Raw genomic sequence first — 13,521 nt, forward strand, 5'->3', positions numbered from 1 at the left:
ACCGATCGTTCGCGGATCGAGCTGCTGCTGCAGCTCGCCGGCAGCGTCAGTTTTGCTAACAAAACCTGCAAAACTTGATGAGCTGCACGCGGGGTGGGGTTGCTCAGGGGCGGCAACGCGGCTACTGTTTAAGTAGGCAAGACGAATTGTTTATGCCGTAACCGGAGAACTCTGTATGCATACCCAAGAAATCGATCCGCGCGTTTCCAGCATTGAGCATGCTGCACGGCTTGCACGGATGGCTTACGACACAGCGCAAGAAACTTATTCTGCTGATATGGAATTTGAGGCAGTTATGAAGGCGACTGAATGCGGTGAGCTTTGCTATCCGAAGTATGAAGTGCCTGCTTGCATCAAGGAAATTCCCCAACTCTTGCAGCATTGGAATTGGGGTTGGATGGGCGTAGCGTGATCTACTAGCAATAGCTGGTAAGATTTCAATTTATTTATGTCGGGGCGGGACGAATGTTCTGCCTAATTCGGAGAATTCTGAAATGATGACAGATCGTCAAAGCAGTATTATCAAGGAAGCGATCAAGGTTCTTGATGATCTGGTGCAGGAACGCAAACTAGCCCTTGGCAGTTCGCTGGAATGCCCACAAGCTGTCCGCGATTATCTTCGACTCCAGCTGGAGCTAGAAGAGAACGAGGTTTTCTGTGCTATCTGGTTAGATTCAAGGCACAGAGTCATTTCTTTCGAGCGTCTGTTCACGGGTACTATCGACAGTGCGTCGGTTTATCCGCGTGTGGTTGCGCAGCGAGCCCTACGGCTCAATGCTGCAGCTGTGATTGTCGCTCACAACCATCCTTCCGGGGATTCTAGGCGCTCCCAGGCCGATGACCGTCTTACGGCTCGGCTTATGGACTCCCTGGCATTGATTGATGTGCGTCTGCTGGACCACTTTGTTGTTGGTCACGGTGAGATGCAGTCTTACGCTGAAAGCGGACTGCTGTAGCAGTTGAACGAACTGCTCCGGCAGTTCGTTTTTTTTTGCCTGGAGGTTTTATGGAAAACGATGGTGTTTATAGCGTGGTGGGGGGGGAGGTGGCTTATGTCAGAGCCGAATGCCTGCGGGCGGCGTCTGATGGCTGGGAGGTGCCAACCCGGCAAGAGGTTCTGATGATGGTCAGGCGCGCTGGAGGCGTGGAAAGGGTTAAGACCTTACTTGGCCTGGCAAGTCGGCGGGAGCTGAATCGATGGACAACAGGGCAGGAGCCAATCCGTTATGCGGATTGGGTGCTGCTTTGTGAGGCGGGAGGCGAGAAAGTGGCCTGGCGATAGCCAGCGCCACCCTTTTCCGAGCTTGGGGGCGCTAAGTGAATATTCCGCGTGTGGGGCTTCCACATGCCCGATTCTAGGCTGGCAATTGGCCTGTAAGCCATCGCCCATTATGAGTGTAGGTAATTAGGCGAAATTTTGAGGGAGCTAAGAAAAAGTGTGATCTTTCTGGCGGTTCTTTTGTAACCTTGTGTGCGGCTAGTCGTTTCGCTTGCTAGCCTGCTGGAACAGCCACCGACAGCGTGTCGGAGTCATTTTATTCTTGTTCGTGCAAGATTCGCTCTAATTCCGCTCGTAAACTGTCGTAATCGACGATGTTTTCCGGTTTAAGCAGATCCTTCTTCTCCAGCACGAGTTCAATCAAGACCGCGCAGATCGTGGACCTTGATGGCTTCCTGTCTTCATAGGTTTCGAGATCGATCAGGGCGAGAACATCGTTGAGCCCTGCCTGCAATTCCTCGGGAATTGTCAGGTTCATCGGCGGTGTCTTTCGACTCTTCTTCTTTTGCGGGCTCATATCAAGCTAATGAATCCTTCGGGGATAAGCGGCTATTGTGTGCGCACACCATTGTGCGTACACTGAGTGTGCGCACACAAGCTATGGTCCTAGATATCTTACTTTGTCGCGTAGCTAAAGGGGGATGAGCGTTGGAGGAAATCACGACGGAGGCTGACCCAAGGGTCGACCTTGAAAATAAAAGCGCGTTCGTAAAGCGGCGTGAGATCTGGGGGATTCCTTCAGAGATTTTTATAGGGGCTATGACCCTCGCGGTTTTCGGCGTCATCGTAATGATGAATTACTTTGGCTTCTTCGCGGGGTTCGTAGCGGGGCTGATGCTGGCTCTGATCATCCTGGTCCCTGTGTATCTCATTCACCGCAATGACCCCGACGGGGCAATGGTTTGGGTTAGAAGCCTCTGGTCTCCAGAGTCCTATGACCCATGCGTGATTAAGCGCCGCAAGGTGCTGCTGATAAAGCAGGTCCGTTCGGGCCTGGTCGTTGAATCCATACACTCAGAAGGAAAATACCAATGAAACAAACCTTTTTGATGTTGCGCGGGCGAGCGATGCAAATGTCCGAGCGGGCTCGGCTGGCCATGCTGGGTGCGCTGTTTGCGCCGCAGGCTTTCGCGCTCAACAACGACGTGGATCTGGACGTTCCCGGCGACGGCCCGCTGGCCAAGGTTGGGGCGATCATGCAGGAAGTCGTGGACTTCCTTGGTGGGCCAGGGGTGTTGTGCGTCGTCTTTATCGGTCTGGTGGCTGCATGGGCGTTGTGGGTAGTTGTGCCGAAGTCAGGTGGCGCTGCGCTGGGCTGGGTTGCGCGAGCTGTAGCGGGGGGTGTGATGGTCTTCAACATTGCCCTGTTCTTCACCTGGCTGGAGGGCTTCTAAATGACGGCTGACGTGGGGTCAATGAAGATCAAGAAGGGCGTACCGATGTGCGAGCAGCTATACGCGCACGGTGTCTGGAATGGCTTCACCCTGACGCACATAGGGAGCTTGATGGGCGGCCTAGAAATGTCAGGGGTCGATCCCACAGGGCTTGGCGAGCATGACCGGAAAATCTTTTCGAGCGTGTTGCGCGGCCTTTACCAGGGGCTAGATCAGTCCCTGGTAGTCAGCCAATACTATTGGCATTTTGAAGGCAAGCGGGTGCGGTTCGGAGAGGTCGACGACCCCCGTAGTCGGCTGCTCTCGCAACGCCGCCAGGATTACTTAAACAATGTGCGCGGCCTGAATGCCTCGCGCTTGTTCTGGTTGGTTGAGGCTCCGGCCGAAGAGAACATTAATAAGCTGCTGAGCGTTTCACTGCTCAAGCACCTGTTTCAGGCGCCTGTTGAGGTCGAATCGCGTCAGCTGCTTTTGGCGAAGTTCAGCAATAGGCGCGCCTGGTTGGCTGAAGAAGCTGAGCTAGAGCGGCAGCACGACGTGCTGGATGCGGCGCTGGGCGATCTCGCCAGTCGCGCTGAGATTTTGTCCCCTACCAATACGCGGATGAGTCTTCAGCAGATGTGGGCGCTTCAGCGCGCGCTTGTGAATCTTGATCCTACGTTGCTGGAAACCGCGCTGAATGAAGAAGTGCCGGTTGAAGACTGGGATCTCAAGTTGGCTGACGGGTCCATTGCTCCGGTGCAAGTCGATGGAATGGATTGCCTCAAGTTTAGGGGGCCGGTTCCGCGCTACGCCCGCATAGCCACAATCACGGGCTTTGGCTCGAAATATGTTACTGAGGGAATATGGGTTCATGCGGCGCAGCCTCCTGTTTTGCAGAAGGGCAACTACGTCATCATGAATCGCTTCAGTCCTCTGTCAAAGATCAAGAAAGGGCTGATGCTGCGCAACAAGGAAAACGAGTTGGCGCGACAGAACATGAAGCTGTCCGCTCTGTTCAAGGGGGGAGATCCCAATAGCGCCATGGCGGATCGCTTGGAGCAAAGCGTCTATCTCAAGCAGAAGCTGCGCGAGCTTGAAGATGCTGACAATAGCGATGACCGGTGGGGCTACTACAACTCCCACATCATCATGTGGGACGAAGACCCCAAAGCGCTGAAGCAGGCCGTCAAGGAAATGAATACCCGGCTGGCCGAATGCTCTTTGAGCGTCGTCTGGGAGTCGGCTGGGCAGATCCAGCTGTTCCCGTCGCTGTTGCCTGGTTACGGCAAGCGTTGCACTCGTAGCTTTGAATTCAATACCAGCCAGGCCGGTGCAGCGGCGCTGGCTTATAAGTCCCACCCTGGCGTCAGCAGCAATCCGGTAACCGGCGCTCCGACCTACGTTCTGGAAAGCCGCGACAGGGTGCCGTTCGATTACACCGAGTTCATTGCGGATAAGGGGCTGGTGATTGGTACAGGCCCGACGCGAGGCGGCAAAACATTCTTCAAGAACTGTGTTGCCAGCCACTTCATGCGCTTCGGGGGGATCTATCGCGATATCGGTGTTGACGATGGGGCAGAGCCGCTGGCTGCGTTCTTCGGAGACGACGCCGGCCTGTTTCGCATTACAGACCCAGCCAGCAGCAAGGGGTTTGCAGCGTTCGCGGCTGCAGATCGTGAGCTGGGGGATGGTGATGGTTTGTTCGTTAATCACCTACTGGGGAATCTCAGGGTGATGCTTGAGCTAAACGATGCGGCGGCATTGCGGGAGCTTGAGGCCCATGAGCAAAAGGTGCTGGATGACGCGATTCGGGCGGTTCTTAGAATGCCGTCTCCACGGATGCGGACCCTAAGACAGCTCCACACCCACCTTGACGGTGACTTGAAGCTGAAGTTCGACCGCTGGGTTAAGGGCGGCAGCTTGGCCAATATGTTCGACAACGTAGAGGATGATCTGGGGGCTCTCGATAAGCGGGTGGGTATCTACAACCTCTCGGGCTTGAAGGATATTCCGAAGCTGGCGGCGCTGGCCCAAAGAGAGATTTTCTACCGGACCAGTAAGGCGTTTGAGAATCCTGCGATTCGGGATGTGGTCAAGCAGCTGGGCATCGATGAGTGCCAATACTTCCTGCAGACGCCGGGGGCTACTGAATTTCTTCTGGCCAAGGTTCGCACCTGGAACAAGTTCACGGCCGGGCTGAACCTCTGGACTCAAAGCCCTTACCACTACAGCAGCTTGCCTGATTGGGGAATGCTGCGTTCTGCAGCGACTACGTTTGTGTTCGCTGCTGAGCCAAAGATGGATCGGGATCTGCGAAACGCTTACCGCGAAACCTACGGTCTCTCGGAGGGCCAGGTCGATGCGATCTCTTCCCTCATTCCCCGAAAGGAAATGTTCATTTGGCAGCGTGAAGCGGACGTGTCGAAGATCGTTTGCCTCAACGCCGAGAAAGAGCAGTACGCGATTGCGACCAGCCGGCCAAGCGAGGCAGCTGTCGTGCATTCACTCCTAAAGCAATACCCCGGCGCCCCTGATCAAGCCATTGATGAGGCGGTTAAGCGGCTTGGACTGAAGGATCAATAAGATGAAGCTAAACGTTAAACCCTTGTTCTTGGCGATTGCTTTGGCATCGAGCGGGGCCACTGCGCCGACCGTCACTGCTTCCGGTTTTCCTGTCGTCGACATTGCCTCTATTGCTCAGTCAGTCACTGAGTACATGCAGGATCTGCTGGCCTACGAAGAGTACATGCAGCAGACCATTACAGCGGCGTCGCAGCTGGATGAGGCGATTCGCCTGTATGAACAGACGATGATTTCCTACAACCACATGCTGCGGCAGATGACGGAGCTGAAGAATAGGATTGATCGTAAGGATTGGATGGGGGTTTACGCGAAGTACGAGCGGATTATCAATCGCTATCCCGGCTCAAGTCCTTCCTATGATCCGGTTTGGCGCCAAGCGCGCGAAAAGGTAGACACAGTTTACTACCAGGGGAATGAGCAAGCGGAGCTTGAGGCACAGCTAGACCAGATCGATTACGACTTGGCATCCAGGGAGCGGGCGCTGGCTTCAATTTCGAGAGCGAGGACACGGGCCGACACTGGGGTTAGTCAGAGCCTGGAAGTCGATGCCTACGACGAAATGACAGTTGAGTACACCGAGACTCTGAGAAAACTCGATGACCAAAGGGCGGCGCTGGGTGCCGAAGATCACTTGGCGACCCTGCAGCTTATGGCCGATCAGCAGCATGTGAGCCTTCAGATGATGCAGCAGCAGATGCTGCAGCAGAACAGCAATTTGAAGTTTGCCAACCAGTTGGAGCAGCACGTTTTTTCCAAGGAGCAGCGGGCGCAGGAGGCAAACATAAAGATGCAACAGGTGCGCGCGAACGAGACGTACACCGTCAACGAAGACCCTCTTTCGCAATGGTGACTGTATGAAGACCATATATCTCGCGCTGATGCTCGGCGTAGCCGGCCAGGCGACAGCGGCCGGCGTGTACATCGATGAAGCTCAGAAGAAATCTGATAAGGCGCGGACCGAGTTAATCAGGGAGGGAATTCGGGCGTGTGGGAAGCAAAAGTTCAAAACGGTTGGTGACCGTGAGGCGTGCCAGGATAAGTATTTTGAAGAAGCTACTGCCAAGTACCCGGCTCGTGGATCTGACGCCTACGCGCAGAAACACTATGCGGGTCTCAGCAAACCCGCTGCTGAGCAGAAGTTAATTGAGCTGAAGGCGATATACGACCAAACGACAGCTCTGCTTGAGAAGCATCCAGGACAGGTGACTAGGCGGGCCGTTGAGGCCGAAGGGTGGTGGATTCAAAAGAATGTGCTCGGTGCTTCGCGGACGCAGACCACTCCCTGGTTCATCGAGTGCTCTAAGCAGAAGTGGCAGGCGACTGTTGATCATTGCCCGCTGGGGTCCGGGGGAAAACAGTGAGCGGATTTTCTTTGGTTCTATGCCTTGGAATGGTCGCCGCTATGTGCGTGGGGTGGGGCTACGTCATTGCGACTTGGCGTCACAAGAAGGCCATGAAAGCGGCCGGCCAGATGGAAGGTGCTGCTGTCGCGCCCCTTCCTATGCAGGGGAAGTGGGGGAGGTCCGCATTTCTCAGAACATCAGCTTGGACCATCGCGCTGTTGGTTGGCGGTATGGGGAGCCTTCTGGTGATCCCTGATGCAAACGCGGCACTGTCTGATGTGCTTCGCGGCGTGTTCAGCGCGGAGCTGTCGGGGTATATCACGGACGTGATGGACGATCCTGATAACGAGTTGAGGATCTGGGGAAACATGATTCTCGGATTTTGCTTCATGGTCGTGATCGTTACGGAAGTAGCCATTTTCGTCTTTGAGGGCTTACAGCCGTTGCGGTTGGTAGAGGCATTTGTGTTTGTCTGTGCAACGTTGGCTATCTGGACTGGATACGACTACTTCACAGAGGCGATCTGGGGTGTCGGGGTTGGAGTATCGGGTGGGCTGCAGCGCGGCTTGGTTGGTAACACCGATAACTTCTTTATGTCGCAGTGGCTAGTTTCAGCAGTTGATGCGGTGAATCTTGAGGAGTTAGGCATTTTTGATGGCGTTAAAGCGATTATGTATATGGGGTCGTGGATGGTCGCTTCGTTCATTCTGGATTTTGTCGCGTGGCTGGCGGCGATTTGGGCTGACTTCGGGTATGCACTGGCTAAGGTAATCGGTCTTTGTTTCATCCCGTTCCTAATGCTGCCAAGTACGCGCGGCTTCTTTGATGCCTGGTTTAAATTGCTGGTTGGGTTCGTAATTCTGAAAATCATCCTGACCGCGACTATGGTAATTGCGTGTCTTTCCCTTAAATCGATCCTCGCGGATCTCGGGGTTCGCTTCACGGCTGGATACACCGCTCTGCCTGCGCCTGTATCTGTGCCTATTGATGAGTTCTATAAGCTGTTTGATGCATCTGCGATGCTGCTTGTTTCCATTTTGTTTGTGCTGTCCAGCTTTGTGTTCGCGGGGGCGCTTGCAGGTGGAACTAGCAATCTGAGTGGTGGGCTCGGTAAAGCGGCCGGACTTGCAAAAAATTCGCTTCTAAAAGCTATGTAAAAAGGTAACTACTATGGTTGACATCATTGATGATGCAGAGGTTTCTCGCGCTCAAAAAAGCGGAAAACCAAGAAGAGACGCTTCTTTCAGAGTTGCGATTAATTGGTGGACCGGCTTTGCATTTGTATTGCTGCTGGTTGTGGTCTACCAGGGTTTTACAATTTCCAGCTTGTCAGAGCTCGCTGCGAAGAATGTGCAAATCGAGTATGTGAAACTGTATCCGAACGGCACTTCCGAGCGAGGCAAATATCAAAAGCGCGATGTGGCAGAGTTCCTGCCAAACACTATTGATGCACTGATTAAGAACTATATCGTTAAGCGCTACGGTGTTTTTCCTGCAACCATTAAGCAGGATTATGGAGAGGTCGGCATGTTTATCTCCGATAATCTTTACAAGAACTTCATTGCGAAGGAAGAAGAGGGCGGGTTTGACGCGATTAATAAGGCTGCAGCGCTTTCGGTCAAGCCAGAACAGCGCGAGATTGTTCGGGTTGAAAATATCTGGATCAATCACTACGACGAAGTAAGAGGCGTGGTTGGGGGTAAGCAGACTGATATTGTTCGATCAAATGTTTACTACGAGAAAGTGAAGGTCTCACCCAGTGGCGAAGAAGTTAAAGGGAGCAGGGTTGCCAAGGTCGTTCCGCTGCAATGGCACCTGATTCCACTTAAACAACTTGAGAAATTGGCGGCTGAAAATCCGACGATTCTCGATCATAACCCCATCGGCCTCGAAATCATCGACTCAACAGAACAAGACGATCCAGCGGGGCTGGGTCGCACTGCAGGAGACGCAAAGTGATGAACAACAGAATCTATAAAACATCGGCTCTGGCTTTGGGTTTGGCGGCGTTCTCGTTGCAGGTGCAGGCCGAGAGCTGCAGGACGGTGCACTGGTCGCCAGGCACCGTGATCAACGTCAACTCTGCCATGTACCTCGGAACGCGCATTCAGTTTCCTGCGGATCTGGTTTCCAATCCGGCTTCGCCCAACCGGGAGCTTTGGACCTCGGATGGGGCGGCAACGACGCTGCTGGTCAAGCCGAACAGCAAGGAAGCGGAGGGGCGCGCCACGATCCTGCGGGCTTTCACAACGGATGGCCATGTTTACGACATTAAGGCCAACCGTGTGAGCAGCGAGCGCAATGACACCTGCGTCATCGTGAGCCATGACGGTCAATTCTTTACCGCAGGTTCAAAGCAGGCGCTTCGCGCCAACGCCCAGCAGCTCAGTCAGGCCGGCTCCGCCAGCAACATGCAGCTGATGGAAATGAGGCGCGAAATGCTTGAGCAGGGGCGAGAGGCGCGGGACAACGAGAAGAAGGCGGTCATGGAGGCGCTGGGCCGGTATCGCTATCACATTTACACCCGGTACGAGTGGGACCAGGGCAAAGGGTTTGCGGCGGCAAACCTAATCTCCGATGTCTACGACGACGGGCGTTGGACCTACATACGCCTCAACACGCCGAACCGTGGCTTGTTGTCCGTCGAGTCGGAAATCGGCGAGAAGAACGCCATCGTCCCGGTCAAGTACAACGACCGTTACGGCATGTACCAGATCAACGGCATTTATCCGCGCTTCACGCTGCGCGTCGACGACGCGCGTATCGGCATCAAGCGTGCTGATGCTCAAACCCAGGGCGATTGAAGGGGCGAATCATGGCAGATGAAGCAGATCCGCGCATTCAGGAAAAGCCGGCCACGCACAAGAGCAAGGTGCGGCGCTACATGATGGCAACGATTGGGGTGGTGTTTCTCATCCTGTTCGGGAACTTCCTTTACTACCAGTACGAGCGTGCCACCGGACAGGTGCAGCGCAAGACGCGGGAGCGGCCGCAGCCTGAAGTAACGTCAACGGTCGATAAGGGACGCTTCGATTCACTGGTGGCCGGTGAACAGGCGCGCTTGACCCGTTTGCAGCCCAAAGATCCGCAGCCAGCGGCTGCAGATCCGATTGTGTCGAGCGAGGCGGTAGAGAGCGCGTGGAACAACGTTACCGATGGCAAGGAGGCGCTGCGCGAGCCTACAGAGCTTGAGAAGCTGGAGGCCAAATGGAAAGCCAATGAGCGCATGCGGGCGTTGAAAGCCGCGTCCAGCGATTGGGGCTACAGCGACTCAGTGAAGAAAACTGAGCGCGCCGCTGCAGGGGGCACCCTACAGCGCGCATCGGCTTCGCGTGCGGGCTCGAACACATCGAGCACCAAGGAAGAAGCGCAGCGGCTACTTGATTCGCCTATGCCAGAGTCTGGAACGCTCGAAGAGCGGAGGGCCGAAGTGGCGCGGCGGATCGATGCAGCTCGCCGCTTACGCGCCTCGCTTCGCCAAGAAACCGAGAGCGGGGCTGATGAGGGGAGTCCGGTGGTGCAGCAGAAGCGCGCCGAGCTGCAGCAGGTCGAAGCCGGCTTCGACCAGCCGCCGCCCGATATCGCAGGCTATGCCAAGTCGAACACCTACAACGCCGACGTGGAGGGCAAAAAGCTGCTGCCTCCTGGTACTGAGATCCCGGCGCAGTTCATGCGCAAGGGCGTTTCAGACTTCCAGGGAAGCCAGCTCAAAGGGATTGTCAGCCGTGACGTGTACGACCTAGAGCGCGAGAACGTGCTGATCCCGAAGGGCTCCGAGGTGATTATGCGGGTCGTCAAGGCTGGCAGCGTGAACGAAGCAATTCAGCATCGGATGGGCATCACCACGAACTGGGTGATCCTTCCGGACGGCCGCAAGATCGATCTTTCGAAGGCTGCTGGTCTGGACCGGGAGGGCGTTGGCGCCATTGCTGACCAGGTGGATTACCACATTCTTGCGCAGTTCCTTGGCGTGGCCGCTTACGCGGTTGTAGGCAGCAATTCCAGCTACACCGGCTCGGGCACAAGCGAAGACGCGACCTTTGCCGGCGACGTGGGGGAAGGGAGCCGCAAGCAGGCTTCGAACATCGCCCAGAAGTACCTAAATATCGTGCCGACCGTAACCATCCGGCCGGGACAGTCTTTCTATGTCTCCACCGAAGAAGACATTTACATCGAGCCCTGGAGGAACGTCTATGAAAGCTACGTTAACTAAGTGCCTCGCGGCGTTGCTTCTGGTGCCAGCCTTCGCCTTCGCCGCCGATGCTGATCCAGTGCCTGGCGAGCGCGCCTACATTGATCCGCTCAGTCTCTGGGTGCGCACAAGCTACCCCGATAACGTAACTACAGTGGGCGAAGCGGTTAACTACTTGCTTGAGCCTTCAGGCTATCGCTTCGTCACCCAATACCCAGCGCCAAAAGACGCGGCCCGCATCGCGGGCCAGAAGCTCCCGCAAGAGGCTCGGGTCTATCGAACCATGCCGGTCGCTGACGCCCTGCAGATCCTGGTTGGCAAGCACGGTTATGTGATCGTCGATCACAACAACCAGCTGCTCTCACTAACGGAGGAAAAATGATGCGGATTGCATTGCTGTTCGCCGCCCTGACGGCGGTTGTTGGTTGCTCAACCACGCAAATCGAAGCGCGAGGGCAGATGTTTCAGCTGCAGGAGCGCCAAGTAATCACCCGCGATCTGACTCGACCTGTAGGGCTAGACAATGAACCCAAGCCATACCACTTCGATGCGTTCCCACAAACCATTCGCCGGCCGTAAGGCCGTCGCCGCCCTCGCGCTGCTCGGCCTTATGGCCGGGCAGGCGTGTGCGGACGACTCCGACTCCAGCGAAATGTATGACTACCTCTACGGATCAGAAGTGGCCGCTTCGCCGGCCAAGCTGGTTCCGAGCTTTGATGATGACCAGGGCGTTCGCCCTTGGACGCCGCAGCAGATGGAGGAAATGCGCGCTGCCTTCCGCGAGCGCGAGCCCATACCGCAGCAGCCAGCGGCTGCTGGTGAGGATGACGCTATTCGTTTGTGGGATCTGGTGTCGGAACCGCACGCGCCTGCGCCAGGAGGGGAAACGGAAGATCTCGAGATTGGAGGGGCGGGAGTGCTGGGCACGCCCTACGACGCGCTCATTCACAAGTATGCAAAGCGCTACAACGTGTCGGCCAAGCTGATCGCGCTGCAGATGGCTGCTGAATCGGGCTTCAATCCTGAAGCCGTAAGCCCGAAAGGCAACAAGGGATTGATGCAGATAAGCGATGCGCTGGCCGCGCAGTTCAATGTCGATCCGTATGACCCTGAGTCGAACATCAATGTCGGCGTGCTCTATATGTCCAGCATGTTGAAGCGCTACGACGGTGACATTGAGCTGGCTCTGGCCGCTTACAACGCCGGGCCGGGCGCCGTGGACAAATACGACGGCATTCCCCCGTACAAAGAGACGCAGGCGTACATCAAGCGAATCCTTGCCAAGCTGGCCAGCCTGGAGGCGACCTACACATGAAGCTAACGATTGCCGCAATCGGCGTGGCCTGCCTCGCCTCCGTTTCACTTCCGGCGACTGCGGGCGAATACGACTTCGATTGGAAGGATCGCAACCACATGCGCGGGGCGTGGACGATGTGCGCTACGACCGGGTTCACCGAGGGCGATTGCCCGAAGGTTTTTCAGAAATGCTGGCAGCCCCCGATGATCTACCGCAAACGCCATAAGACGCGTACCTACTGCAAGGACGATCCTGATTTCTTCATGGGCCAGGACGACACGGATCGGGCGCTGGGTGACGCCAAGAAGAAAGTAGAGGAGGGGTTCGAGCCGCCGTTGTGAGAGACGAGCAACCCGCGTCTGTTAGCAAAAAGTGCAGTCGCGGGGTGCTGCAGATCCAGCTGGAAGATCGATCGCAGTAGGAAATGTTAGCAGTTGGAGGCCACATGCTTTTAGCCTATGTGGTATCGCGTCACCTGCTTAGTGGTGAGCTGGGCCGGGGGCAACCGGCACCAATTTAGAAACGATGACCAGGGAGACACTATGCGTTTTCACTTTATAAACCTAACCGCGACAGCTCGGGCGCTTCTGGAGCAGGAGGGCACATTCAAAGCTAAATATCCGAACCAAAGCGACGCAGAGGGCTATCTGAAGGATCAAGCGGCAAAACTGTTTAAGCTGAACTGCGGGGCGATTTCGGGGCCGACTGCTTTGACGGCGGAGCGAATGCACATGGCGCTTTGGCGGAATGCGGGGGTGACATTTGCTCCGCTCGGGCGCGCCCCGGATGTTAGCGGGGAGGAGCGAGGAGATCCGCTACAGATCCCCGGCCTCGATATTGTTGAAGTCACGATGTGGGTTGCTCTTTCCTAATAGGAGTCATTTTATGACAACGAAAATTTTCCAGGCTCGGACCATTAGCGCAGCTGAACGCTCTCAGTTCCTAGCGCTACTTGGGTTGAAAGACCAGGAGCTTGTGGTGCTGCGGGCGGCTCAACCAAGCGGCTGACGCCGCAGCTTTCGCTGCGCTCTTAAACTGGTGATCTATTCGAATGACAAAGCCGGTGTTTATGTACATTTCAATTTGCCGTTTTTTCTCACGTTCGGCCGCTCTCATAGGTCTGCTGTACGTGATGTTAGCGGCGGCGCTATTGGGTAGCGTACTCAGCATCTATGCCGGGTCGGTAGCGGGGTTCGTCTACTTGCTCTTGCTCCACATAACCACTTTCTATGTGATTGTGGGGGCGCGCGAGTTGAGGCGGGTGGCGGGGGCCGGGGTAATCGATCTGCAGTCTTAGGGATAGCAGAGACAAGCCCAGGCGTTCCTTCGCTGCGCTCTGGCCAGGCTTTCGCGCTTCGCGTCGAGCCTGGTCGTGCCTCCCTGTCTCGCCCCCTGGCGGGGCTTCAATCCACGCCGGCAAGCCGGCTCTAACGCTTCCGGCCGTTCCGGCC

The 13,521-nt window shown here is 55.9% G+C and carries 16 protein-coding genes; 15 read left to right on the forward strand and 1 reads right to left on the reverse strand.

Features of this window, described 5'->3' with window-relative positions:
- The first annotated feature begins 175 nt into the window (after window positions 1-175).
- Window positions 176-412: a hypothetical protein gene (locus tag RT582_RS21840; RefSeq protein WP_313479986.1), complete on the forward strand. Its 237-nt coding sequence runs from the start codon at window positions 176-178 to the stop codon at window positions 410-412.
- A gap of 82 nt (window positions 413-494) precedes the next feature.
- A complete protein-coding gene (gene radC, locus RT582_RS21845) occupies window positions 495-956 on the forward strand; it encodes a RadC family protein (protein ID WP_313479988.1) in 462 nt (153 codons plus the stop codon).
- A 579-nt stretch (window positions 957-1,535) separates the two neighbouring features.
- Here radC and RT582_RS21850 read toward each other — a convergent pair.
- A complete protein-coding gene (locus tag RT582_RS21850; RefSeq protein WP_313479990.1) occupies window positions 1,536-1,796 on the reverse strand; it encodes a hypothetical protein in 261 nt (86 codons plus the stop codon).
- Window positions 1,797-1,927: 131 nt separating this feature from the next.
- Here RT582_RS21850 and RT582_RS21855 point away from each other — a divergent pair, with 131 nt between their 5' ends.
- The 13 genes from RT582_RS21855 (at window position 1,928) to RT582_RS21915 (ending at window position 12,942) form a co-directional block, all read left to right on the forward strand.
- Window positions 1,928-2,314 carry a hypothetical protein gene (locus tag RT582_RS21855; RefSeq protein ID WP_313479992.1) on the forward strand — a complete coding sequence of 129 codons (387 nt, stop codon included), beginning with the start codon at window positions 1,928-1,930 and terminating at the stop codon, window positions 2,312-2,314.
- Window positions 2,311-2,673: a hypothetical protein gene (locus RT582_RS21860; RefSeq protein ID WP_313479994.1), complete on the forward strand. Its 363-nt coding sequence runs from the start codon at window positions 2,311-2,313 to the stop codon at window positions 2,671-2,673. Before RT582_RS21855 ends, RT582_RS21860 begins: the two co-directional genes overlap by 4 nt.
- Window positions 2,674-2,694: 21 nt before the next feature.
- The gene (locus RT582_RS21865) at window positions 2,695-5,238 is read left to right on the forward strand and encodes a VirB4 family type IV secretion system protein (protein WP_313479996.1); all 2,544 of its coding nucleotides are present in this window, start codon (window positions 2,695-2,697) and stop codon (window positions 5,236-5,238) included.
- Window position 5,239: 1 nt separating this feature from the next.
- The gene (locus tag RT582_RS21870; RefSeq protein ID WP_313479999.1) at window positions 5,240-6,088 is read left to right on the forward strand and encodes a hypothetical protein; all 849 of its coding nucleotides are present in this window, start codon (window positions 5,240-5,242) and stop codon (window positions 6,086-6,088) included.
- Window positions 6,089-6,092: 4 nt separating this feature from the next.
- Window positions 6,093-6,599 (forward strand): hypothetical protein, encoded by a 507-nt coding sequence (locus RT582_RS21875; RefSeq protein ID WP_313480001.1) that lies wholly within the window; start codon window positions 6,093-6,095, stop codon window positions 6,597-6,599.
- A gap of 92 nt (window positions 6,600-6,691) precedes the next feature.
- The gene (locus RT582_RS21880) at window positions 6,692-7,738 is read left to right on the forward strand and encodes a type IV secretion system protein (RefSeq protein ID WP_313480003.1); all 1,047 of its coding nucleotides are present in this window, start codon (window positions 6,692-6,694) and stop codon (window positions 7,736-7,738) included.
- A 13-nt stretch (window positions 7,739-7,751) separates the two neighbouring features.
- Window positions 7,752-8,540 carry a hypothetical protein gene (locus tag RT582_RS21885; protein WP_313480005.1) on the forward strand — a complete coding sequence of 263 codons (789 nt, stop codon included), beginning with the start codon at window positions 7,752-7,754 and terminating at the stop codon, window positions 8,538-8,540.
- Window positions 8,540-9,385 carry a TrbG/VirB9 family P-type conjugative transfer protein gene (locus RT582_RS21890; protein ID WP_313480007.1) on the forward strand — a complete coding sequence of 282 codons (846 nt, stop codon included), beginning with the start codon at window positions 8,540-8,542 and terminating at the stop codon, window positions 9,383-9,385. The genes RT582_RS21885 and RT582_RS21890 overlap by 1 nt, the downstream gene beginning before the upstream one ends.
- Window positions 9,386-9,396: 11 nt before the next feature.
- Window positions 9,397-10,794, forward strand: a complete 1,398-nt coding sequence (locus tag RT582_RS21895) for a TrbI/VirB10 family protein (protein WP_313480009.1) — start codon at window positions 9,397-9,399, stop codon at window positions 10,792-10,794.
- The gene (locus RT582_RS21900; protein WP_313480011.1) at window positions 10,775-11,155 is read left to right on the forward strand and encodes a hypothetical protein; all 381 of its coding nucleotides are present in this window, start codon (window positions 10,775-10,777) and stop codon (window positions 11,153-11,155) included. The genes RT582_RS21895 and RT582_RS21900 overlap by 20 nt, the downstream gene beginning before the upstream one ends.
- 141 nt (window positions 11,156-11,296) lie before the next feature.
- A complete protein-coding gene (locus RT582_RS21905; RefSeq protein WP_313480014.1) occupies window positions 11,297-12,088 on the forward strand; it encodes a lytic transglycosylase domain-containing protein in 792 nt (263 codons plus the stop codon).
- A complete protein-coding gene (locus RT582_RS21910; protein ID WP_313480016.1) occupies window positions 12,085-12,411 on the forward strand; it encodes a hypothetical protein in 327 nt (108 codons plus the stop codon). Before RT582_RS21905 ends, RT582_RS21910 begins: the two co-directional genes overlap by 4 nt.
- A gap of 201 nt (window positions 12,412-12,612) precedes the next feature.
- Entirely contained in the window at window positions 12,613-12,942 is a 330-nt protein-coding gene (locus RT582_RS21915; RefSeq protein WP_313480018.1) for a hypothetical protein, read from the forward strand.
- The last annotated feature ends 579 nt before the right edge of the window (window positions 12,943-13,521 follow it).

The organism is Stutzerimonas kunmingensis (genome assembly GCF_032106285.1).
GTDB classification, from domain to species: Bacteria; Pseudomonadota; Gammaproteobacteria; order Pseudomonadales; family Pseudomonadaceae; genus Stutzerimonas; species Stutzerimonas kunmingensis_B.